We start from the raw sequence: 24466 nt of genomic DNA, 5'->3' as shown, positions 1-24466 counted from the left end.
CTGGCAGCGGGTGTTGTCGTTCTTTCGCCGTTTTTATGCAGATAACCCTTTAAATAAGCCTTGACAGCGATGTGTCTGTCATCGGCTAATGTTTGTGCATATTTTCAGTAAGTGATCATTTGATCGGTCATGAAAGGCGGCGGAGGAAGGGTGATGGGGACGCAAACAAGGTTTTCGGTGGCCGTTGGCTGCGATGAGGCGGGCTTTGAGCTTAAGGAACTGCTCAAGGGCTACATCGAAAGCCTGGGCTATGGGATTGAAGATTTCGGCTGTTATTCGTCCAGCCCGGTGCTCTACCCGGACATCGCGGTGGCCGTGGCCACGGCGGTGGGCGCGGGTGAACAGCGCTTGGGCGTGCTGATTTGCGGCACTGGTATCGGCATGGCGATTTCGGCCAACAAGATCAAAGGTGTGCGCGCGGCCCAGGCCCATGACACGTATTCGGCCGAGCGGGCACGCAAAAGCAACGATGCACAGATCCTGTCCATTGGTGCACGAGTGATCGGGCCCGAGCTGGCCAAGAGTATCGTCAAGGTGTTTCTGGCGTCGGAGTTCGAAGCGGAGCGCTCCGGGGCAAAAGTCGAGCGCATTACTGCGCTCGAACAGGCGAACAGGACCTTGCCGCCTAGCGACAAGTGAGCCGGTTCAGAACACCGCTTTGACCTGCAGGCCCAGCACCAGGGCGTTGTCGATGTTGTCACCGGAAAACGCCCCCGGCTCGATGATGTATTGCACATCCGGGCGCAGGGTCAGCCAAGGGGTGGCCTGGTAGCCGTAGCTGAGTTCGATCAGTTGCTCGGCGTTGTTCAGGCTGGGGTAGTCGTTGCCGGCGTTGATGGCCGCCAATTCCTGTACCTCACGGCTGCGCGGGTTGGGCACGGCACGGCCATAACCCAGGGCCAGGGTGTCACGCGGACGGCCTTCGAACGGTTTGTACAACACCACGCCTGCGCCATACCACTTGCTGAACGGCGAGGCCGCTTCACTGGCGACGGAGTATTGGCCGAAGGCGTGCAGTACGCGGCCGGCGGACGAATCCGACGCCCATACCGCTTGGTCGATCAGCAAGTAGTGGCCGCTGCGACCGCTGACGTCCTTATTGCTGCCGATGCGTTTGACGTCGGAGCTGTCGTAGTAATAGCCCAGCTTGTATTCACCCGGCAGTTGGCCTGCGTGTTTGTACACCAGCTCGATGGGCACCACGGTGCCGGTGGTGTGCTTGGGGCTCAGCTTCCAGGCGCGGCTGGAGTCGCCGTTGCTGTCCGGATCCACGTTGAACGCCGCCACCCGCAGCTGCCAGCTAGGCGAGAAGTCGTATTTGACCCGTGCGCCCAGGCGGGCGTTGGGGTAGTTGGTCCAGCCGCTGCCGCCGGACATGTTCAGCGGGTGCCCGCAGAAACCGGCGTTCATGAAGTTGCACAGAATGCCGCTGTCCAGGCCGCCGAGGTCATTGCCCATGGCCATGTAGCCGAGCTTCACGTTGAGCGCCGGGGTGAACAGGGTGCGCTCGTAGCTCAACTCGGTGAGGCGGGTGTAGAGGCCGCCGTAGTTTTCCTGGATCGGCAGGCGGTTACCCACCAAGTCCTCGGAGGCGCTGTTGCCGCGACGGTCGTTGATGGTGAGCTGGATGCGGTCGCCATTGTTGAAGCCATACAGCTTGCCCAGGTCGAACTGCACGCCGAGCTTGAGGTTTTGCGAGTAGCGCGCCGAGCGGTGCAGGCCGCCGTTGGCGTTGTAGGCGGTTTCGCCGCTGTAGTCGCCGGTGAAGCGGATGCCGGTGTCTTCCAGCTCGCGGCGCAGGCCGCCCCAGTCGCCGGTCAGGGTGGTGTCATCGGCTTGCACGGGCAGGACAGCGCTCAGGGCTACGCCCAGCAGCAAGCGCCCAAAGGGGATATGAGAAGTGGGGGTCATGCGGGTCTTCCAAGTGAAAAGCGCGGTGCGGGGGCACCGCGCTGACAGAGGGTTATGGCAGGGCGTAGGCGATCACGTAGTCGCCACGGTCAGTGGACTGGCGGGCGCCGCCTGCGGTGATGACCACGTACTGCTTGCCGGTTTTCGGCGACACGTAGGTCATCGGGCCGCCCTGGCTGCCGACGGGCAGGCGGGCTTTCCAGATTTCATCACCGTTGGCGCTGTTGAAGGCGCGCAGGTAGAAGTCCTGGGTGCCGGCGATAAAGATCAGGCCACCTTGGGTCGACAGGGTGCCGCCCAGGGTTGGCAGGCCGATCTTGATCGGCAAGTGCATGCGGATGCCCAGCGGTCCGGTGTCTTCAACGGTGCCCACCGGTACTTGCCACGCGACCTTTTGGGTCTTCATGTCGATCGCGGTGAGGGTGCCGAACGGCGGCGCTTGGCACGGAATACCGGCCACCGACAGGAAGCGGTTTTTGTTCACCGCATACGGCGTGCCCTTGAGCGGTACGGCGCCCATGCCGGTGTTCAGTGCTTCACCGCCGGACGAGGTTTGGGCCTTGTTCTGCGACGGCACCATCTGGATCCACAGGCCCAGGCGCATGTCGTTGACGAAGATAAAGCCGTGCACCGGGTCGGTAGAAATGCTGCCCCAGTTCATGCCGCCCAGGGAGCCTGGGAAACTCAGGGACTTATCGGTGCCCGGCGCGGTGTACAGGCCGTCGTAGCGCATGCCTTTGAAGTCGATGCGGCACAGCAACTGGTCGTACGGCGTGGCGCCCCACATGTCCGATTCGGTCAGGGTTTGCGCGCCGATCTGCGGCATGCCCACGGATTTCGGCTGGGTAGGGGAGTACGGTTCGTTCGGGATGTTGGCGGCCTTGACCGGAACTTCTTTAACCTCGGTCAGCGGCTTGCCGGTGGCGCGGTCCAATACGTAGATCTGCCCGGCCTTGGTGCCGATTACCACCGCAGGCACAGCTTTGTCGGTGCCCGGTGCGGTGAAGTCGATCAGGCTTGGCTGCATCGGCAGGTCGAAGTCCCACAGGTCATTGTGGACGGTTTGGTACACCCACTTTTCAGCGCCAGTGGAGGCGTCCAGCGCCAAAACCGAAGCACCGTATTTGTGGTTGAGCTGGGTGCGTTCCACGCCGTAGATGTCGGTGGACGAGCTGCCCATCGGCAAGAACAGGGTGTTCATCAGCGGGTCGTAAGACATCGGCGCCCAGCTGTTCGGGGTGCTGCGCACGTAGGTGCTGCCGTCGGCCGGGGCTTTCTTGTCTTGCGGGTTGCCGGGGTCGAAGGCCCAGCGCATTTGGCCGGTGATCACGTCGAAACCACGGATCACGCCGCCAGGCATGTCGGTTTGCACGTTGTCAGCGACGCGGCCGCCAACGACCACGGTGGTGCCGGCCATCAGCGGGGCGGAGGACAGTTGGTAGTAGCTGTCGGGCACGTTACCCAGGCCGGCTTTCAAATCCACTTGGCCGTGGGTGCCGAAGTCTTCGCAGAACTTGCCGGTGTCGGCATCTACGGCGATCAGGCGGGCGTCGATGGTGTTGGTCAGCAAGCGACGCTGGCATTGCGCGCCAGCGGCGACGGTGCCGGCAATGATTGGGGAGCTATTGGGTTGGGTTGGCTGGGCAATCGGCGCGGTGGCGTCGAAGTAGGCCATGCCACGGCAACGCTGCCACACCGCCGATTTGGCGTTGACTTCGTTTTTCCACAGCTCTTTGCCGGTGTCGGCGTCGAGGGCGATCAGGTTGTTGTGGGGCGTGCAGATGAACACTTTATTGCCGATCTGCAGAGGCGTGAGCTGGTCTTCGGCGCCGTTGCCGTCGCTGATGGCCACGTCGCCGGTGTGGTAGGTCCACGCCACTTTGAGCTTGTTGACGGTGTCGCGGTTGATCTGGTCCAGCGCAGCAAAGCGGCTGCCACCTTCGGTATTGCCGTAGTGAGCCCAGTCTTTTTGCGCATCGGCCGCAGCCACCGGCGTGATGCCTGGGCCGGTGCCGGTTGGCGCTACGCTTGGGTGGGCGACAAACATATTGCCCGCCGCCACTGCCACGCCCACTGCCAACACAGCGGCAACGCCATAGGCGCCGCGTGCAGGCCGGCCCACCAATAGCGGGTAAACCAGCGCCACTACCATGCCGATGGCCGCAAACATGAAGATGCGCGAGAACAGTGGCCAGAACACCAGGCCCACATCCGCGACGGCCCAGATGGCCGTGCCGACCAGGAAGGCAGCGAACAGCCAGGCGCCCGCCGGTTTGCGGCAGGCAATCAGCAGGCCGGCAATCGCCATGGCCACGCCGCCGATCAGGAAGTACCAGGAACCTCCCAGGCTGACCAGTTTGACGCCGCCAACGGCCAGCGCCACGCCGAGCAGGGCGATGATCACGCCCAGGCTCAGCAGGATGAATCTAGAGACGCCAGCGGCGCGCGATGCTCGTTTCATATCGATAAATGCTCGAAGGTGAGAGGGCAAAGACGCGATTTTAGCAAGTAAAGTAACTAGTTAGTACATTAGAGTCCTGCAATAGACTATTACAGGTGCTGCGATGATGGGCTGAGGCTAAATGTCGCGTGGCGGGCAAGCGCGCGATATTGCCTTTGTGGTGAGCGGGCTTGCCCCGCGCTGGGCTGCGAAGCGGCCCCAAAACCAGGCAATGAGTTTTGTCTGGAAGAATGCGGCGGCTGGATTAGGGCTGCTTCGCAGCCCAGCGCGGGACAAGCCCGCTCACTACAACAATGGGATTGCGCTGTGTTTCTTAGCGAAACGCCGGCACGACCTGCTCGATAAACAGCGCCAACGACTTCTTCTTCTCGGCATGGGACAGGCTGTTGTCGCACCAGAAGCTGAATTCATCCACCCCCAGTTCCTGGTAGTACTGGATACGCGGGATGATCTCGGCGGCGGTGCCGATCATGGCGGTCTTGTGCAGGCTTTCCAGTTCGAACTCAGGGCGACTGGCGAACTTCTCTTCCGGGCTTGGCTCAAGAAAGCCATTGACCGGCACGGTCTTGTTGCCGAACCAGGCATCGAAGGTGCGATAGAACTTCGAGATCGCCTTGGCGCCGACTTTCCAACCCTCTGGATCATCTTCGGCGTGCACGTGGGTGTGGCGCAGCACCATCAGTTGCGGGCGCGGTACGCCTGGGTTGTTGTCGAGGGCGGCCTGGAATTTGTTTTTCAGGTCCAGCACTTCTTCATCGCCCTTCATCAGCGGTGTGACCATCACGTTGCAGCCGTTGGCTACTGCAAAGTTGTGGGAGTCCGGGTCGCGGGCGGCGATCCACATCGGCGGGGTGGGCTGCTGGATCGGCTTGGGCACGCTGGTGGAGGTGGGGAATTTCCAGATGTCGCCGTCGTGGGCGTAATCGCCTTTCCACAGTGCGCGCACCACCGGCACCATCTCACGCAGGGCCTGGCCGCCGCTGGAGGCGGGCATGCCGCCAGCCATGCGGTCGAATTCCACCTGGTAGGCGCCACGGGCCAGGCCGACTTCCATGCGCCCGTTGCTGATCACGTCGAGCAACGCGCATTCGCCGGCCACCCGCAACGGGTGCCAGAACGGCGCGATGATGGTGCCGGCGCCCAGGTGAATGGTGGTGGTCTTGGCTGCGAGGTAAGCCAGCAGCGGCATCGGGCTTGGCGAGATGGTGTATTCCATGGCGTGGTGTTCACCAATCCAGACGGTGCTGAAACCACCGGCCTCGGCCATCAGGGTCAGTTCGGTCAGGTCTTCGAACAGCTGACGGTGGCTGACGCTTTCATCCCAACGTTCCATGTGTACGAACAGGGAAAACTTCATGACGCTTACCTCGGATCTATTGTGATCGGCCTGTCGACTGCGGGCCCTTAAGTGCTCTCGCCAATATGAGCGTGCCTTGGAAGACAGCTGTTCGGCGGATTGATTGTTGGTATACCATAATACGAAATATCCGCAAAACTTTTCTCTCCAACGGTTACACCCTCACCTCACAAGGAAGGCGAGCCTGATGAACATAAAACAAAAATTGATCCTGGCCTTTGCGGTCATCGCCAGTGTGCCGGTGATACTGGTGGCGGTGCTGATTATCCTCAATGTGCGCCACGAGGCACGGGACGGGTTTGTCGACAGCAGTGGGCGTGAGATCCGCCAGGTCGACAATGCCATGCAGCTGTTTTTCGAAGGTATCAGCCAGAACGTCGCTTATCTGGCGGCGCACCCGCAATTGCAGGGCATCAATGGCGACGTGAAGCGCTACCTGGCCAGCGATGCGGCGCACGTCGCGCCCGGTGACCGCGACCAACAACTGTTCAAGCTGTTCGAGGGGTTGGCCAAGAGTCATTCGGCCTACACCTATCTGTCGTTAGGCACCGAAGACGGCGGCTATGTGTTCTGGCCCGGCGACCCTGCGCTTGCCAACTACGACCCACGTACACGCCCCTGGTACAAAACCGCCATGGCGCAACCGGGCAAGACCCTGCGCACCGAAGCCTATTACTGGGCGGCCGACGATGTGGTGCTGGTGAGTACCGTGCAGAGTTTCAACGACCGCAGCGGCGTGGTGAACATTGACGTGTCGCTCAAGCAACTCACGGACCTGGTCAAGCAGATCAAGCTGGGGGAGAGCGGTTACCTGATGTTGATGGAGGCCAATAACACGGTGTTAGTGGACCCAAATGACCCCTCCCACAACTTCAAGAAGCTGGGCGAGTTGGGGGAGGGCTATCGCCAACTGAGCGAAGCCGGACAGGGCCTGGTGCAAGTGGAACTGGCGGGTGAGCGCTACATGGCGCTGGTGTGGCCGTCCAAGGCATTGGGCTGGCGCTTTGTCGGGCTGGTGCGTGAGAGTGAAGTGATGGCTGGGGCGGCGCGCCTCACTTGGCTGATCGTGGCCATTGCGTTGGTGTGTGGGGTGCTGTTCGCAGTGGCGGGCGCCTGGTTTGCCGGGTTGATCGTAAAGCCCATTCGCGGCGTGGCCAGTGGGTTGGAAGGCATTGCCCAGGGTGAAGGTGATTTGACTGCGCGCCTGGAGGTCAAAGGCCGCGATGAGACGGCGCAACTGGCTGGCTGGTTCAACCAGTTCCTGGAGGCCATCCGTACGTTGATCCAGCGCATCGGCCAGGCGGCCGGGCAGATCCACAGCAGCTCCGGCAGTGCCACCGAAGTGTCGGTGGAGATGGCCGAAGTTGCCGAGCGCCAGCGCGAGGCGGTGGACATGGTGTCCACGGCGTTCCATGAAATGGTTGCCACCTCCAACGAAGTGGCGCGCTCGTGCAGCCAGGCTGCGGATTCGGCTGACAACGGCCAGCTTCAGGCCCGCACCGGGCAGCAGCAGATTGATGCGGCAGTGAGCAGCGTCGGGCGTTTGAGCGAAGAGATCGGCCATTCCGCCCAGGCCATGGAGCAGTTGGAAAAAGACAGCAACGACATCCAGTCGATCCTCGGCACCATCCGCTCCATCGCCGAACAAACCAACCTGCTGGCGCTCAACGCCGCCATCGAGGCCGCCCGTGCCGGCGAACAGGGCCGCGGCTTTGCTGTGGTGGCTGACGAAGTGCGTGCGTTGGCCAAGCGCACCGCAGACTCCACCGGCGAGATCGACGGACTATTGGGCAACCTGGCGCGCCGCACCCACCAGATGGGCAAACAGATGCATGCGAGCCTGGAGGTGTCCCAGGAAACCGTGGTGTCGATCAACGATGCGCGGGCCAGCTTTGGTTTGATCCGTGAGTCGGTAGATGTGATCCGCGACATGAACGCCCAGATCGCCACGGCGGCAGAAGAGCAACACCAAGTGGCCGAGGACATTAATCGGCATATCAGCCAGATTCACGGGGATGCGCAATTGGTGGCGAGCCTGGCCGATTCCACGCGCCAGGATGCCCAGCAGTTGACGGCCCTGTCGCAGACGTTGAACCAGTTGGTCAGCCGGTTCAGGACCTGACTGGCACCGCTGGTTTCACTTTGAAATACGGTCAAGTGTGGGAGCTGGCTTGCCTGCGAAAGCGGTGTTCCAGGCACGGCATCTATATCGCCAGTGCCGCCGTCTTCGCAGCCTCGCTAAAGCTCGACAGCTCCCACATTCAATTGAGTACACCAGTTGGTATGCAAGCAAAAATGTGGGAGCGGGCTTGCTCGCGAATACAGAGTGTCAGTCACCGAATACATCGGCTGAAACACCGCATTCGCGAGCAAGCCCGCTCCCACATTTTGATGTGTGTTGCCTTCAAAATAGCGGTCAGGCTACGACGGGCAGCGCCCCCATCTTGCCATTGCAATACACCAACGGCCCGGCATGCTGCGCCGGCACGATCAGGTTCTTCACCGAGCCCACCATGATCGCGTGGTCACCGCCTTCATATTCACGCCACAGCTCGCACTCGATCACCGCTGTGGCATTGGCCAGGATCGGGTTGCCCAATTCACTCAACGTCCATTCGATGCCTTGGGCCTTGTCCTTGCCCTTGCGCGCAAACGCATACGCTTCGTTCTGCTGCCCACCGGAGAGCACATGAATGGCAAAGCGTTTGTTCTTGATCAACACCGGGTAGGAGTCCGAGCTGTAGTTGGGGCAGAACAGCACCAGCGCCGGGTCCATCGAGAGTGAGCTGAACGCGCTGGCGGTCAGCCCGACGACCTGCCCGTCGTCATCGAGGGTGGTGATCACGGTGACTCCGGACGGAAACGAACCCATCACTTGTTTGTAGATAGCGGCATCGATCATGGGATGGTCCTCGGGCGGTGTAGCGGGTTTTTATGAGTTTGTAGGTCTGATGGTATACCGTAATACAATCCATGCAAGGTCTTTTTCAAGCCCCCGACAGGCGTCAACCTTTGGTCTTATAACCAATAAATACGGGGCTTACAGCAAGAAATGGCAGTGGGCCATGTGGCACAATTGCAGATCAGATGCGTGCAAAGACTACGGATCAGTCTTGTGAAAATGTTGGAATACCATAATATGGTGTTCATCTGAGGGGCAGCCATAGAGCGCCCCCGGTTTGGCGTCAAACAACTATAAGATCAGACCAACGCGAGTCCATTTCCATGCCCCAGATGTCCCGGCAAGACCCCCTGATCGAGCACCACACGGTCGATTACGTTCCCCTCGCAGAGCGCCATGGAAAGGCCCGCGACCTGTTCACCTTATGGTTCAGCACCAACATTGCGCCGCTGCCCATCGTCACCGGCGCCATGGTCGCCCAGGTGTTCCACCTCAATCTGATGTGGGGCCTGCTGGCAATTGCCCTCGGGCACATGCTCGGCGGTATCGTGATTGCCCTCGCATCAGCCCAGGGCCCGCGCATGGGCATCCCGCAGATGGTGCAAAGCCGGGGGCAGTTCGGGCGCTATGGCGCGCTGCTGATCGTGTTCTTCGCGGCGCTGATCTACATCGGTTTTTTCATTTCCAATATCGTGCTGGCGGGCAAGTCCATCGTCGGTATCGTGCCTGAGGTTCCGGTGCCGGCGAGCATCCTGATCGGCGCCCTCAGCGCCACCGCCATTGGGGTGATCGGCTACCGCTTTATCCATACCTTGAACCGTATTGGCACCTGGGTGATGGGCAGCGCGTTGCTCGCGGGGTTTATCTACATCTTCGCCCATGACCTGCCGGCCGACTTCCTCAGCCGTGGTGGTTTCAACCTGGCCGGCTGGCTGGCCACTGTGTCCCTTGGGGTGATCTGGCAGATCAGTTTTTCGCCCTACACCAGTGACTACTCGCGCTACCTGCCAGCGGATATCGGCATCACCCGCCCGTTTATCGCCACGTACCTGGGCGCCACCCTCGGCACCATCCTGTCCTTCGCCTTTGGCCTGGTGGCGGCCCTGGCCACGCCCGAAGGCACCGAAGCCATGGTTGCGGTCAAGCAAGCCACCGGCTGGCTGGGGCCGATCCTGATGGTGTTGTTCCTGCTCAATATCATCAGCCACAACGCCCTGAATCTGTACGGCGCGGTGCTGTCGATCGTGACCTCGATCCAGACCTTCGCCAGCCACTGGACCCCAAGCATCAAGGTGCGCGTGGTGCTGTCTGGCGTGATCCTGGCCGGTTGCTGCGTGGTGGCGCTGGGGGCGTCGGCCGATTTCATCTCGCAATTTATCGGCCTGATCCTCGCGCTGCTGCTGGTGCTGGTGCCATGGGCGTCGATCAACCTGATCGACTTCTACATCATCAAGCGCGGCGTCTACGACATCGCCTCGATCTTCCAGGCCGATGGCGGGGTGTACGGGCGCTTCAACCTGCACGCTATCGTGGCGTACTTCATTGGCATCCTGGTGCAACTGCCGTTTGCCAATACCTCGTTGTATGTGGGGCCATATGCCAACCTGGTGGAAGGCGCCGACCTGTCCTGGCTGGTGGGGTTGGTGGTGACGGTGCCGTTGTACTACTGCCTGGCAACGCGCCAGAAAACCCAGAAAATCCGAGCGGTGAAGCTGGGTTACACCGACTGAGCAGCGCTTTAACTCAAATGCCCGGCCTTTGCCGGGCATTTTTCTGTAGTCCGTTTTCCTCTGCCTGGTAGGCAGCTTCCCTATTTTTGTTCGGCCCTCCCGGCGTGCGTCCGCATGCTTATATTTCGACGCCATCTCCATTGCATCTCGGATGTAAGGCATGGCGCAGAGCTATATCAACCGTGAAACCATTGACTACAGCAGCCTGAAATCCCGCTTGATGGGCGGCGGTTTGAGTCGCCAGCGTTCTGATCACTACGACGTGCTGAACCACCACCTGCGCCATGGGTTGGTAACGCCTGGGCAGTTGGTGGTTATTCCCGATGCCTACAGCGTGGAATGTTCCTGGGAGGAATCCTGGTTGATGCGCCGCGCCGAGCAGGTACGGCGCGATCTGGAACAGGATTCAGCCAAGGGCACGGCAGTGCTCAATGACTATGACTTGCTGCAAAGCCTGCTGACCTATGGCTCGCTGGGTGTGGGCAGCGCGACGTCGGCCTGGGCGCGACACTTGGATGAAATCGTGCAAACCCTGGAGGAGATCGAACAGCTGCATCGGCGCTTGAAGGTGGGTGAGATAAATCGCGAGACGTTTATTCGCCAGCGCCAAATGCTGCTTGAGGTGCTGGACACACAGCTACGCGGCGCCGCGCGGTTTGGCACGGGGCTGCGGGGTAATCAGTCGTTGAAAAAGGTGCTGGGGATTTCCACCAAGAGCTATCTGCATAAAGGTGAAATTGCCGGGTATGCCGAGCGTATCGGGGCGATTGCGAAGGTATCGAAGTGGTTGGGCACGGGTACGTATGTGGGGCTGGCGATGGACGTGGGGGCGGCGGGGTTGGAGATCAGGGAGGCGTGTGTGACGGGGCGGGAGGCGCAGTGTCGGAGTGCGAAGTATGTGGAGACGGGGCGGTTGGTGGGGAGTGTGGCGGGGGCGGCTATCGCGGGTAAATATGGCGCTGAAGTTATTCGCGGTCTGTGTCGTGTCACGTTTGGCGTTGCTTTGAAAGGGCGCAGCGAACTGGTTTGTGGCGTTATTGGCGGCGCTGCAGGAGGGTATGCAGGCGGCTCCTTGCTGGGCGATCAAGGTGCTTTTTTTGGGGGAAAGCTCGTTGAGGCCGATGGTGTATTTTTGTATCAGCCGGAGGGGGCTTAGCGATGTCTTTTTTTCTCGCCTATAGCATCGTGCACATGGCTGGGACGTTCGTTCTCTTGGGACTGATGCTCTATGCCGAATATAGAAAGCTCGATGAATTAGAAAGCTACTTCAGTGAAAACGAACGGGTTCGTAGGCATAAGCGTTTTTGGAAAAGAAATCAGCACATTGATAAATTTCATCGCATGGGCCTGATGGTGGATTTCCTCTCCGACTCAAAACGTTTTGTGAAAGCTGGAATTGTGACCGAGGCCGAACTGGCATCCGTACCTTTGGCATTGAAACGCTGGGCAGTGTGGCCATATCGCATCTGTCATGTTTGGGCGGTCGCAACCGTCATCTGGGTTGTTTGGTACAACGGGTAACCAATCACTCCTTATCCCCATAATTCATAATCGACAACAACCGAATCGGCACCCGCACCAACTGCTCCGGCCCATGGGGCACCTCACCTTCAAACGTCAGGCTATCCCCAGCCTCCATCCGATACAGCTGATTGCCATGCCGATAAATCAGCTCCCCCTCCAGCAAATGCAAAAACTCCGTACCGGGATGGGAAAACGTGGGGAACTCCTCGCTCGCATCATCCATGCTCACCATATAAGCCTCGAAACTCTTCTTCGGCCCGCGCGTATGGTTGAGCAAATGATAGGTATGACCCTTCTCGGTCCCCCGGCGTACCACCTCCATGCCTTGGTCAGCCTTGACCAGCAACGCACTGCCATCCTGCTGATCGTACTCACCGAACAGCTTTGAGAGCGGCAACCCCAGCACATCACATAGGCGGCTCAAGGTGTCGAGGCTGGTGGAAACCTGGGCGTTTTCGATCTTGCTCAGCATGCCCTGGCTGATGTCGGCGATCTTCGCCACATCGGACAACTTGAGGTCTTGGGCCTGGCGCTGGCGCTTGATCTGCAAGCCCAGGTATTGCTCAAGCTTGAGGCGTGGGGCGGTTTCGGTGGGCATGTTGTTCAGATCCTGCACGGTTTCTGCTCGGTAATATTAGTTTCGCACTGGGAAAGTGCAATCCAGGGCTCTTGGCGGCCATCCCTGAGGAAGCGTATTCCCAAGGGGAAAAGAATATTCCCATATATAACCCACAATTGCGCGCCCCGGCGTAATGCCCTGGCGAATCTGGCAAGGCTATTGCATTCCTATAGGGAAACTAACTTTCTTTTTAAGAATAAAAAGACGGTGTGGCCCATCCAGCCTTTTCGCCAGGAGTGACGAGCAATGTTGCCAGCAGAAACCCAGCGCATCATCGACAAGCACGGGATCAAATACGTGCTTGCGCAGTTTGTGGATATACACGGTGCGGCCAAGACCAAGTCGGTGCCGATCTGCGGGCTGAAGACGGTGGCCGAAGAGGGCGCGGGGTTTGCCGGGTTTGCCATCAGCGGCATGGGCATGGAGCCCCATGGGCCGGACTTCATGGCGCGGGGCGACCTGTCCACGTTGACCCCGGTGCCCTGGCAGCCGGGCTACGGCCGGGTGGTGTGCGTCGGCCATGTGGACGGCAAGCCCCATCCCTATGACAGCCGCCATGTGCTGCAACAACAGGTGCAGCGCCTGCAGGACAAGGGCTGGACGCTCAACACCGGCCTGGAACCTGAATTCAACCTGATGCGCCGCGATGAGCAGGGCAAGCTGCAACTGGTGGACGCCAGCGACAACCTCGACAAGCCGTGCTACGACTACAAAGGCCTGTCCCGCTCGCGGGTGTTCCTGGAGCGCCTGACCGAAGCCCTGCAAGCGGTGGATTTCGAGGTCTACCAAATCGACCACGAAGACGCCAACGGCCAGTTCGAGATCAACTACACCTACAGCGACGCGCTGACCTCGGCCGACCGCTTTACCTTCTTCCGCATGGCTGCCGGCGAGATCGCCAATGACCTGGGCATGATCTGCTCGTTCATGCCCAAGCCAGACCCGAAACGCGCCGGCAACGGCATGCACTTTCACCTGTCCATCAGCAGTGCCGACAACAAAAACCTGTTCCATGACGCCAGCGATCCCAGCGGCATGGGCCTGTCCAAACTGGCCTATCACTTCGCCGCCGGTTTGCTCGCCCATGGCCCGGCGTTGTGTGCGTTCGCGGCGCCCACGGTCAACTCCTACAAACGGCTTGTCGTTGGCAACTCGCTGTCCGGCGCCACCTGGGCCCCGGCCTTTATCGCCTTCGGGGCCAACAACCGCTCTGCCATGGTGCGGGTGCCGTATGGCCGCCTGGAGTTCCGCCTGCCGGACGCCGGCTGCAACCCCTACTTGGTCAGCGCGGCGATCATCGCCGCCGGGCTGGACGGCATCGACCGCCAGTTGGAAATCGACCACGTCTGCAACGAAAACCTCTACAGCCTGAGCCTTGAGCAGATCGCCGCGCGCGGCATCAAGACGCTGCCCCAATCCCTCAAGGAAGCCTGCGACGCGCTGGAAGCCGACCCGCTGTTCGCCGAGGTGCTCGGCCCGCAGATCGTGGGGGAGTTCATCAAGCTCAAGCGCATGGAATGGGTGGAATACAGCCGCCATGTGAGCGACTGGGAAATCCAGCGCTACACCGAATTTTTCTGACACCGTGTGACGGAGACTTGTTATGTGTGGAATCGTAGGCCTGTACCTGAAAAACCCGCAGCTGGAAGCCCAGCTCGGCCAACTGTTTGAACCCATGCTCCAAGCCATGACCGACCGTGGCCCGGACAGCGCGGGTTTTGCTATTTACGGCGATGAAGTGGCCGACGGCTGGGTCAAGTTGACCCTGCAAGCCACCACAGACGCCTTCGACTGGCAGGCCCTGATGGGCGAGCTGGAAGGGCGCTTGGGCTGTTCGCTGGACTGGTTCCAGAACGCCAGCGCCGCCGTGTTGAAGATTCGCGCCGACGAAGCGCCCGTGCGTCAGGCCCTGGCGGAACTGGCACCGAGCGTACGCATCATGAGCGCCGGCCAAAGCATCGAAATCCTCAAGGGCATGGGCTTGCCCCAGGAAATCTCCCAGCGCTTCGGCCTGGCCGGCATGAAAGGCAGCCACATCATCGGCCACACCCGCATGGCCACCGAAAGCGCGGTGACCATGGAAGGCAGTCACCCGTTCTCCACCGGCGCCGACCTGTGCCTGGTGCACAACGGCTCGCTCTCCAACCACTTCCGCTTGCGCCAGGAACTCAAGCGCGAAGGCATCCATTTCGAGACCGATAACGACACCGAAGTCGCTGCCGGCTACCTGACTTGGCGCCTGCAACAAGGCGACTCCCTCAAGGAAGCCCTGGACCATGCCCTGGAAGACCTCGACGGCTTCTTCACCTTTGCCATTGGCACCCGCAACGGTTTTGCGGTGATCCGTGACCCCATCGCCTGCAAACCGGCGATCCTCGCCGAAACCGACGACTACGTGGCCATGGCCTCCGAATACCAGGCACTGTCGAGCCTGCCGGGCATCGAGAACGCCCGCATCTGGGAGCCGGCACCGGCCACTTTGTATATCTGGGAACGCCAGTCAGCTTAAGGAGCGCACACATGAAAACCATCGATCTTTCCACCGCCACTGTGCGTGATCTCAACCAGGCATTGCACGGCCAGGCCATCGACAGCGAATGGAGCGTCACCCATTCCAACGGCAAGCACAACCTGGCCGTGGGCGTGAACCAACCGGTGTCCATCGATATCGAGGGTCACGCCGGTTACTACTGTGCGGGCATGAACCAACAGGCGTCGATCACTGTGCACGGCAACGTGGGTGTGGGCTGCGCCGAGAACATGATGTCTGGCTCGGTGCGCGTCAAAGGCAGCGCCTCCCAGGCGGCCGGGGCCACGGCCCATGGCGGTTTGCTGGTGATTGAAGGCGACGCCGGGGCGCGTTGCGGTATCTCCATGAAGGGCATCGACATTGTGGTCGGCGGCAGCATCGGCCACATGAGCTGCTTTATGGGCCAGGCCGGGCGCTTGGTGGTGTGCGGCGATGCCGGCGATGCGCTGGGGGATTCGCTGTACGAAACCCACATCTACGTCAAAGGCACGGTGGAGTCCCTGGGCTCCGATTGCATCGAAAAAGAGATGCGCAGCGAGCACCTGCAAGAGCTGCAAGCCCTGCTGGACCTGGCCGGTTTCGCCCATCAGGCGGCGGACTTCAAGCGCTACGGCTCGGCCCGCCAGCTCTACAACTTCAAAGTCGATAACGCCTCCGCGTACTGATCCAGGAGCTTCAACATGAGTGAGCAAACCCCTCCAGTCCTGCGCGAGTCGGCCACCTTCGACCGCCTGACCATTCAGGAAATCCAGCGTGCCGCCGAAACCGGCATCTACGACATTCGCGGCGGCGGCACCAAGCGCAAGCTGCCGCATTTCGATGACCTGCTGCTGCTGGGCGCCAGCGTGTCGCGCTACCCGCTGGAAGGCTATCGCGAGAAGTGCGGCACCGATGTGATCCTCGGCAACCGCTTCGCCAAAAAGCCGATCCACTTGAAGATCCCGGTGACCATCGCCGGCATGAGCTTCGGCGCGCTGTCGGCCAATGCCAAGGAAGCCTTGGGGCGTGGCGCGACCATCGCCGGCACCAGCACCACCACCGGTGACGGCGGCATGACCCCGGAAGAACGCGGCCAGTCCCAGCACCTCGTTTATCAGTACCTGCCGTCGCGCTACGGCATGAACCCCGATGACCTGCGCAAGGCCGATGCTATCGAAATCGTGCTCGGCCAGGGCGCCAAGCCCGGCGGTGGCGGCATGCTGCTGGGTATGAAGGTCACCGAGCGCGTGGCCGGCATGCGCACCTTGCCCATCGGCGTGGACCAGCGCAGCGCCTGCCGCCACCCGGACTGGACCGGCCCGGACGACTTGGCGATCAAGATTGCCGAGCTGCGTGAGATCACCGATTGGGAAAAACCGATCTACGTGAAAATCGGCGCCAGCCGCCCTTATTACGACGTGAAGCTGGCGGTGAAGGCCGGCGCGGATGTGATCGTGCTCGACGGCATGCAAGGCGGCACGGCGGCGACTCAGGAAGTGTTTATCGAACACGTGGGCATCCCGATCCTGTCGGCCATCCCGCAGGCGGTGCAGGCGTTGCAGGAGATGGGCATGCACCGCAAGGTGCAGTTGATTGTGTCGGGCGGCATTCGTAACGGTGCCGACGTGGCCAAGGCCATGGCGATGGGTGCGGATGCGGTGGCCATTGGCACGGCGGCGTTGATTGCCTTGGGCGACAACCATCCACGGCTGGATGAAGAACTCAAGAAAATCGGCTCCGCCGCCGGTTTCTACGACGACTGGCAAAACGGCCGCGACCCTGCGGGGATCACCACCCAGGATCCGGAACTGTCCAAGCGCCTCGACCCGGTGGAGGGCGGTCGACGGCTGGCCAACTACCTGCGGGTGATGGTGCTGGAGGCGCAGACCATGGCCCGTGCGTGTGGCAAGTCGCACCTGCATAACCTTGATCCTGAGGATTTGGTGGCGCTGACTGTCGAATCCGCCGCCATGGCGCGAGTCCCCTTGGCGGGCACCCGCTGGATCCCCGGCTCCGGTTACTAACGTCCCCCCCCCCTGTAGGAGCGAGCTTGCTCGCGAAAATCGTCAACGATAACGCGCTCATTCTGAATCCACGCGTCGTCTACGCGTTTTTCGCGAGCAAGCTCGCTCCTACATTTTTCTAATGCAGGAGCTTTGAACATGGTCAATCGTCTTCTTGCTGCAGTGGCGGCCAGTGCATTCGTGCCGTTGGCCCAGGCCGCCGATACCCCCACCCTGAACACTGGCAGCACCGCCTGGATGGTCACCGCCGCCGTGCTGGTGCTGTTCATGTGTTTACCGGGGCTCGCGCTGTTCTACGGCGGCCTGGTCCGGGCGAAAAACATGCTGTCGTTGTTCACCCAGTGTTTTGGCATCGCCGGTCTGGTGGGCGTGCTGTGGGTGATCTACGGCTACAGCATGGTGGTCGACAGCACCGGCATGGTCGAAGGGCAGGTGACCTTCAATAGTTTTGTCGGCGGCTTGAGCCGTGCGTTCCTCGCAGGCATGACCCCCGACAGCCTGGTGGGCGATATTCCGGAAGGTGTATTCGTGACCTTCCAGATGACCTTCGCCATTATCACCCCGGCCCTGATCGCGGGCGCCTTTGCCGAACGCATGAAGTTCTCGGCGGCGCTGCTGTTCATGGCCATCTGGTTCACCCTGGTCTACGCGCCAGTTGCGCATATGGTCTGGGGCGGTTCCGGTGCCTTGATGCATAACTGGGGCGTGCTGGATTTTGCCGGCGGCACGGCCGTGCATATCAACGCCGGTGTGGCGGCGCTGGCCGCGTGCCTGATCCTGGGCAAGCGCAAGGGCTACCAGAACACGCCGATGCCGGCGCATAACCTGAGCCTGACCATGGTCGGCGCGGCGATGCTGTGGGTGGGTTGGTTCGGCTTCAATATCGGTTCCGGCGGCGGGCTTAATGGCACTTCGGGGATTGTCATGCTCAACACCCAATTGGGGGCCTGCGCGGGTATTTTGGGCTGGATGTTTACCGAGTGGTTCAAGGTCGGCAAGCCGAGTGCATTGGGTTTGGCCAGCGGTGCTTTGGCCGGTCTGGTAGGAATTACCCCGGCGTGTGCCTACGTAGGCGTTGGCGGCGCATTGGCCATTGGTTTGCTGTGCGGGGTGTTCTGCTACCTGAGCGTGACCGTATTGAAGCGTCGCTTTGGCTATGACGACAGCCTTGATGTATTTGGCCTGCACGGCATTGGCGGCATGATTGGCGCAGTGCTGACCGGCGTATTCTGCGTGCCGTCCATGGGCGGGCTGGTGGAAGGTGTGAGCATGGGCGGCCAGGTGCTGGCGCAGATCAAGGGCGTGGTGTTGACCACGGTGTATTGCTTTGTGGTGAGTTGGATAATCCTCAAAGTGGTTAACGCGCTGGTCGGTTTGCGTGCCCATGAGTCGGTTGAAGAGATGGGGTTGGATATGGCCGAGCATAACGAGCGGGCCTATAACCACTGAGCCTCTCCCTGACTACATACCGGCTTTTAAATGTGGGAGCGGGCTTGCTCGCGAAAGAGGTGGATCAGTCAATACATCTGGTGACTGACACGCCGCCTTCGCGAGCAAGCCCGCTCCCACATTTTGATCCTCATCCGGCAGGGAAGAAGGGGCTCAATGCGCCCCAGCCGCCTTGTTCAGATCGCTTTCGGCCCACTCGGTGTAGACACACGCATCCGCCGTGGCCCAGCGCACGCGCACCGGGTCACCGGCCTTAAGCGGCATGCCCGCAGCCGATAGCGCCTTGACCGTCATCGAGGTGCCACCCAGGGTCTTCACGGTGCAGGTCTGGCTCTCGCCCAGGAACAACACCTCACCCACCATCGCCGACACCTCATTCCAACCCGCCGCCAACGGTTGCTCAGCAGCTTGTTCAACGCTCAGCGCCAGGGCTTTTTCCGGTCGCACCATCAACAGCACATCCTGTTCGGCACGTAACCCGGTGGTCAGCCGAATCGACAACGCCTGGCCTTCAAACGACGCCGCCGCATTGCCCTGCGCCTTGAGCTTGAGGAAGTTTGAGTTACCCAGGAACGACGCCACAAACGCATTCGGCGGGTTCTGGTACAGGTCATAACCACTGCCCAGGCCCACAATCTTGCCGTGGCTGAAAATGGCGATGCGCTGGGACAGGCGCATGGCTTCTTCCTGGTCGTGGGTCACGTAGACAATGGTGATGCCCAGGCGCCGATGCAGTTGGCGCAGTTCGTCTTGCAGGTCTTCACGCAGTTTCTTGTCGAGGGCACCGAGGGGTTCGTCCATCAGCAGGATGCGCGGTTCGTACACCAGCGCCCGCGCGATGGCCACCCGCTGTTGCTGGCCGCCGGAGAGTTGGGAAGGGCGGCGATGGGCGAACTGTTCCAGCTGCACCAGCTTGAGCATGGCGTCGACGCGTTTCTCGCGTTCGGCGCTGGCCAGTTTGCGGATGGCCAGGGGGAAGGCAATGTTGTCGCGCACCGACAAGTGCGGGAACAGCGAATAACGTTGGAACACCATGCCAATATCGCGCTTGTGCGGAGGCACGTTGACCAGCGACTGGCCGCTCACCAGGATCTCGCCGCTGCTGGGCGTTTCGAAGCCAGCGAGCATCGACAACGTGGTGCTTTTGCCCGAGCCGCTGGAGCCGAGGAAGGTGAGGAATTCACCGTCCTGGATGTCCAGCGAGATATTGTCCACGGCGGCAAATTCGCCGTAGTGCTTGTTCAGGTTGCGCAGGCTGACCAAGGGTTGGCCAGGATTCTGTGCGGGGTCTTTGATCACTGCACTCATGTCTTGATCCTCGGCTTAAGGGCGGATTTCGGAGCGTCGACGAGCGACGGCGGCAATCACCATGACCAATACCGACAGGCCGATCAGCAACGTCGAGGCGACGGCGATCACAGGCGTGAGGTCTTGGCGCAGGGTGGTCCACATTTTTACGGGAAGGGTTTGCAGGGTGGGACTTGCCATCATCACGCTGAGCACCACTTCGTCCCATGAGACGAGGAAGGCGAACAGCGCACCGGCCACCATCCCAGGGCGAATCGCCGGGAACGTCACCTTGAACACCGCCTGCAAGCGCGACGCACCGCAGATCACCGCTGCATCCTCAATCGACTGATCAAACAGCTTTAGCGAGTTGATGATGGAGATGATGGTGAACGGCAGCGCCACGATCACATGGCTGACCACAAAGGCGAACATCGTGCCGGTGTAGCCCAGCTTGAGAAACAGCGCGTAGACCGCCACGGCAATGATCACCAGCGGCACGATCATCGGCAGGGTGAACAGGCCGTAGAGCAACTCGCGGCCGGGGAAGCGTCCGCGCACCAGGGCAAACGCAGTCGGTAAACCCAGCGCCACGGCAAACACCGTGGTCAGCACCGCCACCTTGAGGCTGGCCACGGCGGCGTTCATCCAGTCAGGATTGGAGAAGAACTGGCCGTACCATTTCAGCGTCCAGCCCGGTGGCGGGAACACCAGCCACTGGGACGAACCGAACGACAGCAGCACGATAAACACGATGGGCAACAGCAGGAACAGGCCAATGATGCCGGTGGTGGTGTAGAGGCCCAAGCGCATCCTGCGGCTCATGGCATTGGGGGTCAGGAGCATGACGGCTTACCTCGCGTTGCTGGCGCCAACCGGGGATTCCGGCTGAAGCTTCAGGTAGAAGTAGAACAGCACCAGCGTGATGAAGATCAGCAACGCGGCACCGGCACTGGCCAGGCCCCAATTGAGGAACGATTGCACCTGCTGAATGATGAACTCGGGCAGCATCATGTTCTGCGCCCCGCCCAGCAGGGCTGGGGTGACGTAGTAACCGAGGGACATCACAAACACCATCAATCCACCGGAAAACAACCCCGGCCGGCACAGCGGCAAGAACACCCGGAAGAAGTTGGTCCATGGGCTCGCGCCGCAAATGGAGCCGGCCTGCAGGATCATCGGGTCGATGGCCTGCATGGTCGCCTGCAACGGCAGCACGATAAACGGGATCATGATGTAGCTCATGCCGATCACCACGCCGGTGAGGTTGTGCACCATCTCCAGCGGCTGGTCGATGATGCCCATGGCCATCAGCGCCTTGTTGATCACCCCCGAGGCTTGCAGCAGCACCAGCCAGGAATAGGTGCGGGCCAGCAGGCTGGTCCACATCGACAACAGCACGATGCTCAGCATCCAGCGGCCCCAGCCGCGCGGCACCAGGGTAATCGCCCAGGCCAGCGGAAAGCCCAGCAACAGGCTGAACAGCGTCACCAGGCCGGCCACCGAAAAGGTGTTGAGCAACACCCGCGCATAGGCCGAGTTGGCAAACAGCTGCTCGTAGTTGCCCAGCCCCGGCACCGGCTCCAGCACGCCGCGCAGCAGCAGGCCGATCAGTGGCGCCAGGAAGAACAGGCCCAGAAACAGCAGGGCAGGGATCAGGTTGCTCGCGCCTTTCCAGCGCTGCATCAGGGCTTTGCCGGGTACCGCGCCAGAAGCGCCCAGGGCGCTCCCGGCGGGTGTGGTTGCCGTCATTTTCATTTGACTAGCCATTCATTCCACCGTGTCGCAATGGCCGGACCGTTCTTGGCCCAGTAGGCGAAATCAAGGGTGATCTGGTCCTTGGCATACGCCGTCGGCAGGTTCGGCGCGAGGACGGAATCCAGGCGCTGCACGCTGTCGATGTTCACCGGTGCATAGGCGGTCAGGTTGGAGAAATCGGCCTGGCCCTTGGCGCTGCTGGCGTTGGCCAGGAACTTCATCGCGGCGGCTTTGTTCTTGCTGCCTTTAGGCACCACGAGGATGTCGGCCATCACCAGGTTCTGCTTCCAGCTCACGCCCACCGGTGCGCCGTCTTCTTGCAAGGCGTGGATACGACCGTTCCAGAACTGGCCCATGCTGACTTCACCGGAGGCCAGCAGTTGTTGCGACTGCGCACCGCCGCCCCACCAGACGATGTCTTTCTTGATGGTGTCGAGTTTCTTGAAGGCGCGGTCCAGGTCCAGGGGGTAGAGCTTGTCGGCGGCCACGCCGTCGGCCAGCAAGGCCAGTTCGAGCACGCCTGGGCTCGGCCATTTGTAGAGGGCGCGTTTACCGGGGTAGGTCTTGGTGTCGAACAGCGCGCTCCAGTCTTGCGGTTTGCCGGCGCCGAGCTTGCCTTCGTTGTAGCCGAGCACGAAGGAGAAGAAGAACGAGCCTACGCCATGGTCGGAGACGAACCGTGGGTCGATCTTGTCGCGTTGGATCACCGAGAAATCGAGGGGTTCAAGCAAGCCTTCGGCGGCGGCGCGCAGGGCAAAGTCGGCCTCGACGTCCACCACGTCCCACTGCACGTTGCCGCTTTCGACCATGGCCTTGAGTTTGCCGTAGTCGGTAGGACCGTCCTGCACCACCGTGATGCCGCTGGCCTTGCTGAACGGGTCAGCCCAGGCCTGCTTTTGCGCATCCTGGGTGCTACCGCCCCAGCTCACAAAATTGACACTCTCGCCCGCCTGGGCCGCGTGAGTGACGGTGGCCAATAAACCCGCGAAAAGTACCGCGGTTGCACGTTTGTTCAACACCATGTTCACGCCCTCATTTGTTTTGTTATTGAGCGGGCTTGGTAATGCCCGCCTATCGGGAGCAGTAGGTAAAACGGGGCCTTTCATCAGGGCCCAAAGGCGACCGTGCCAAGGACTGTTGTTGGTGCTTTCCCTGGCGGGCGCACTTGGCTGGAGCGTTCGGTCTATGGAATATCATATTATGGTATTCCAAACTTTGTGCAAGCACTTTGCCTTACCGGCGATCCGTCATTCGGTGAAGGCAATGCTCTCGACCACTTCCAGGTCGTAGCCGGTCAGCCCGGCGTATTTAAGGGGCGGGCCGAGGTGACGCAGCTTGCCGACGCCAAGGTCTTGCAATATCTGCGCCCCGGTGCCCACCTCGGAATAGATGCGCGACTGCGAGCGAGTGAACTGGCGCGGTGTTTGGGTCAACTGCGGCACGCGTTCCAGCAGCGCTTGGGAGGATTCATGGTTGGCGAGCACCACCACCACGCCGCTGCCTTCTGCTGCCACACGCTGCAGCGCTGCCCACAACGTCCAGTTCGACGGGCCGCTGTATTCGGCGCCCACCAGGTCGCGCAATGGGTCGATCACATGTACGCGCACCAATGCCGGTTCGTCGCGACGCAGCTGGCCCATGACCATCGCCATGTGCACACCGCCGTCGATGCGGTCTTCAAAAGTGATCAGGCGGAAGGTGCCGTGCACCGTCGGCAAGTCGCGTTCGCCGATGCGCACCACGGTACGTTCGGTGCTCAGGCGGTAGTGGATCAGGTCGGCGATGGTGCCGATCTTGATCCCGTGCTTGCGCGCGAAAATCTCCAAGTCTGGGCGGCGGGCCATGGTGCCGTCGTCGTTCATCACCTCCACAATCACCGACGCGGGCGTGTGCCCTGCCAGGCGTGCCAGGTCGCAACCGGCCTCGGTGTGCCCGGCGCGGGTGAGCACGCCGCCGTCTTTGGCGCGCAACGGGAAGATATGCCCCGGCTGCACGATATCGGCGGGGCCTGCGGTGAGATCCACGGCTGCTGCAACGGTGCGTGCGCGGTCGGCTGCAGAAATGCCGGTGGTGACCCCGGTGGCGGCTTCGATGGACACGGTAAACGCGGTGCTGAACACACTGCCATTGCTGGGCACCATCTGCTCCAGGCCCAGGCGTTGGCAGTGTTCATCGGTTAGGGTCAGGCAGATCAAACCCCGGGCTTCACGGGCCATAAAACTGATAGCTTCGGCAGTGCAGCACGCAGCGGGCAGCAACAGGTCGCCTTCATTTTCCCGGTCTTCATCGTCCACCAGCAGCACCATCTTGCCCTGGCGGTAGTCTTCGATGATTTCTGCGATGCTGTTGAAGCTCATAGTAGGGTGCTCGATTTGTTGGTTGTATGTATTATGGTATACCACAAAATTTGAAGAAGAGGATGCTCCGATGAAGGCTTACTGGATTGCCCATGTGGATGTAGCGGATGCCGAGCAATACACCCAGTACACCAGCCGCGCGCCGGCGGCGTTTGCAAAGTATGGCGGGCGGTTTCTGGCCAGGGGCGGGCGTAGCGTGGCGCTGGAAGGCGGGCCGGCGCAGCCGCGTAACGTGGTGATCGAGTTTGATAGTTATGAGCAGGCGGTGGCGTGTTATGAGTCGCCTGAGTATCAGGAGGCGAAGGCCCATCGGGAGGGGGTGGCGCAGGCGCAGATCATAATTGTGGAAGGGGTGGTTTAGGGGCTTGGTTGTTGGGTGTATATCCATTTTTTAGGTAACGGCCACCTATGGTTCCGCTCTTACAGCGGGTCACTTTTGGAAGGACCCAAAAGTAACCAAAAAGTCCTCGCCCCAACACTCGGCACCTCGCCTAGGCTCGGTGTGCCCTCACTCCGGCTTTGGAGCGTGGGCCGCCGCAATGGGCCATCCATGGCCCAGTGCGGCTAACCCGGCGTCC

The 24466-nt window shown here is 61.0% G+C and carries 21 protein-coding genes and 1 pseudogene; 12 read left to right on the top strand and 10 right to left on the bottom strand.

Annotation, left to right across the window (positions count from 1 at the left end):
* The first annotated feature begins 153 nt into the window (after positions 1-153).
* A complete protein-coding gene (gene rpiB, locus ACLD1Y_RS25010) occupies positions 154-639 on the top strand; it encodes a ribose 5-phosphate isomerase B (RefSeq protein ID WP_429480438.1) in 486 nt (161 codons plus the stop codon).
* Positions 640-645: 6 nt separating this feature from the next.
* Here rpiB and ACLD1Y_RS25005 read toward each other — a convergent pair whose 3' ends face one another.
* The 3 genes from ACLD1Y_RS25005 to ACLD1Y_RS24995 form a co-directional block, all read right to left on the bottom strand.
* Positions 646-1911: a carbohydrate porin gene (locus tag ACLD1Y_RS25005; protein WP_429480437.1), complete on the bottom strand. Its 1266-nt coding sequence runs from the start codon at positions 1909-1911 to the stop codon at positions 646-648.
* 52 nt (positions 1912-1963) lie between these two features.
* Entirely contained in the window at positions 1964-4372 is a 2409-nt protein-coding gene (locus tag ACLD1Y_RS25000; protein ID WP_429480436.1) for a glucose/quinate/shikimate family membrane-bound PQQ-dependent dehydrogenase, read from the bottom strand.
* Positions 4373-4685: 313 nt separating this feature from the next.
* A complete protein-coding gene (locus ACLD1Y_RS24995; protein WP_429480435.1) occupies positions 4686-5729 on the bottom strand; it encodes an LLM class flavin-dependent oxidoreductase in 1044 nt (347 codons plus the stop codon).
* A gap of 187 nt (positions 5730-5916) precedes the next feature.
* On the opposite strand from ACLD1Y_RS24995, the pseudogene ACLD1Y_RS24990 reads away from it, so the two are divergent.
* Both ACLD1Y_RS24990 and ACLD1Y_RS24985 read left to right on the top strand, forming a co-directional pair.
* Positions 5917-6945: pseudogene (locus tag ACLD1Y_RS24990) on the top strand (cache domain-containing protein); the annotation flags it as partial.
* 138 nt (positions 6946-7083) lie between these two features.
* A complete protein-coding gene (locus tag ACLD1Y_RS24985; protein ID WP_429480506.1) occupies positions 7084-7851 on the top strand; it encodes a methyl-accepting chemotaxis protein in 768 nt (255 codons plus the stop codon).
* Between the two features lie 294 nt (positions 7852-8145).
* Here the strand turns inward: ACLD1Y_RS24985 and ACLD1Y_RS24980 are convergent, their stop codons facing one another.
* Entirely contained in the window at positions 8146-8631 is a 486-nt protein-coding gene (locus ACLD1Y_RS24980; RefSeq protein ID WP_429480434.1) for a flavin reductase family protein, read from the bottom strand.
* A 323-nt stretch (positions 8632-8954) separates the two neighbouring features.
* Between ACLD1Y_RS24980 and ACLD1Y_RS24975 the strand changes: the two genes are divergently transcribed.
* From ACLD1Y_RS24975 to ACLD1Y_RS24965, 3 genes are all read left to right on the top strand, one after another.
* Complete coding sequence (locus ACLD1Y_RS24975; RefSeq protein WP_429480433.1) at positions 8955-10361, top strand: purine-cytosine permease family protein; 1407 nt, start codon at positions 8955-8957, stop codon at positions 10359-10361.
* 160 nt (positions 10362-10521) lie between these two features.
* Positions 10522-11517, top strand: a complete 996-nt coding sequence (locus tag ACLD1Y_RS24970) for a hypothetical protein (RefSeq protein ID WP_429480432.1) — start codon at positions 10522-10524, stop codon at positions 11515-11517.
* Between the two features lie 2 nt (positions 11518-11519).
* On the top strand, positions 11520-11882 hold the full coding sequence (locus tag ACLD1Y_RS24965; protein ID WP_429480431.1) for a hypothetical protein: 363 nt from the start codon (positions 11520-11522) through the stop codon (positions 11880-11882).
* A 4-nt stretch (positions 11883-11886) separates the two neighbouring features.
* Here the strand turns inward: ACLD1Y_RS24965 and ACLD1Y_RS24960 are convergent, their stop codons facing one another.
* Positions 11887-12483 (bottom strand): helix-turn-helix domain-containing protein, encoded by a 597-nt coding sequence (locus ACLD1Y_RS24960; RefSeq protein WP_429480430.1) that lies wholly within the window; start codon positions 12481-12483, stop codon positions 11887-11889.
* A gap of 267 nt (positions 12484-12750) precedes the next feature.
* On the opposite strand from ACLD1Y_RS24960, the gene glnT reads away from it, so the two are divergent.
* From glnT to ACLD1Y_RS24935, 5 genes are all read left to right on the top strand, one after another.
* Complete coding sequence (gene glnT / locus ACLD1Y_RS24955; protein WP_429480429.1) at positions 12751-14085, top strand: type III glutamate--ammonia ligase; 1335 nt, start codon at positions 12751-12753, stop codon at positions 14083-14085.
* Between the two features lie 22 nt (positions 14086-14107).
* Entirely contained in the window at positions 14108-15013 is a 906-nt protein-coding gene (locus ACLD1Y_RS24950) for a class II glutamine amidotransferase (protein WP_429480428.1), read from the top strand.
* Between the two features lie 11 nt (positions 15014-15024).
* Complete coding sequence (locus ACLD1Y_RS24945) at positions 15025-15699, top strand: protein glxC (RefSeq protein ID WP_429480427.1); 675 nt, start codon at positions 15025-15027, stop codon at positions 15697-15699.
* 15 nt (positions 15700-15714) lie between these two features.
* Positions 15715-17037, top strand: a complete 1323-nt coding sequence (locus ACLD1Y_RS24940) for an FMN-binding glutamate synthase family protein (protein WP_429480426.1) — start codon at positions 15715-15717, stop codon at positions 17035-17037.
* A 138-nt stretch (positions 17038-17175) separates the two neighbouring features.
* The gene (locus ACLD1Y_RS24935; RefSeq protein WP_429480425.1) at positions 17176-18486 is read left to right on the top strand and encodes an ammonium transporter; all 1311 of its coding nucleotides are present in this window, start codon (positions 17176-17178) and stop codon (positions 18484-18486) included.
* 153 nt (positions 18487-18639) lie between these two features.
* Here ACLD1Y_RS24935 and ACLD1Y_RS24930 read toward each other — a convergent pair whose 3' ends face one another.
* The 5 genes from ACLD1Y_RS24930 to ribBA all read right to left on the bottom strand — a co-directional run bounded on the left by ACLD1Y_RS24930 (position 18640) and on the right by ribBA (position 23888).
* The gene (locus ACLD1Y_RS24930; protein ID WP_429480424.1) at positions 18640-19794 is read right to left on the bottom strand and encodes an ABC transporter ATP-binding protein; all 1155 of its coding nucleotides are present in this window, start codon (positions 19792-19794) and stop codon (positions 18640-18642) included.
* A 15-nt stretch (positions 19795-19809) separates the two neighbouring features.
* A complete protein-coding gene (locus ACLD1Y_RS24925; RefSeq protein WP_429480423.1) occupies positions 19810-20619 on the bottom strand; it encodes an ABC transporter permease in 810 nt (269 codons plus the stop codon).
* 6 nt (positions 20620-20625) lie between these two features.
* Complete coding sequence (locus ACLD1Y_RS24920; protein ID WP_429480422.1) at positions 20626-21531, bottom strand: ABC transporter permease; 906 nt, start codon at positions 21529-21531, stop codon at positions 20626-20628.
* On the bottom strand, positions 21528-22553 hold the full coding sequence (locus tag ACLD1Y_RS24915; protein WP_429480421.1) for an ABC transporter substrate-binding protein: 1026 nt from the start codon (positions 22551-22553) through the stop codon (positions 21528-21530). The genes ACLD1Y_RS24920 and ACLD1Y_RS24915 overlap by 4 nt, the downstream gene beginning before the upstream one ends.
* 225 nt (positions 22554-22778) lie before the next feature.
* A complete protein-coding gene (ribBA, locus tag ACLD1Y_RS24910; protein WP_429480420.1) occupies positions 22779-23888 on the bottom strand; it encodes a bifunctional 3,4-dihydroxy-2-butanone-4-phosphate synthase/GTP cyclohydrolase II in 1110 nt (369 codons plus the stop codon).
* A gap of 70 nt (positions 23889-23958) precedes the next feature.
* Between ribBA and ACLD1Y_RS24905 the strand changes: the two genes are divergently transcribed.
* The gene (locus tag ACLD1Y_RS24905; RefSeq protein ID WP_429480419.1) at positions 23959-24249 is read left to right on the top strand and encodes a DUF1330 domain-containing protein; all 291 of its coding nucleotides are present in this window, start codon (positions 23959-23961) and stop codon (positions 24247-24249) included.
* The last annotated feature ends 217 nt before the right edge of the window (positions 24250-24466 follow it).

This window comes from Pseudomonas sp. 18175 (assembly GCF_050432925.1).
Taxonomy (GTDB): Bacteria; Pseudomonadota; Gammaproteobacteria; order Pseudomonadales; family Pseudomonadaceae; genus Aquipseudomonas.
This window is presented reverse-complemented; position numbering and strand designations above follow the sequence as displayed.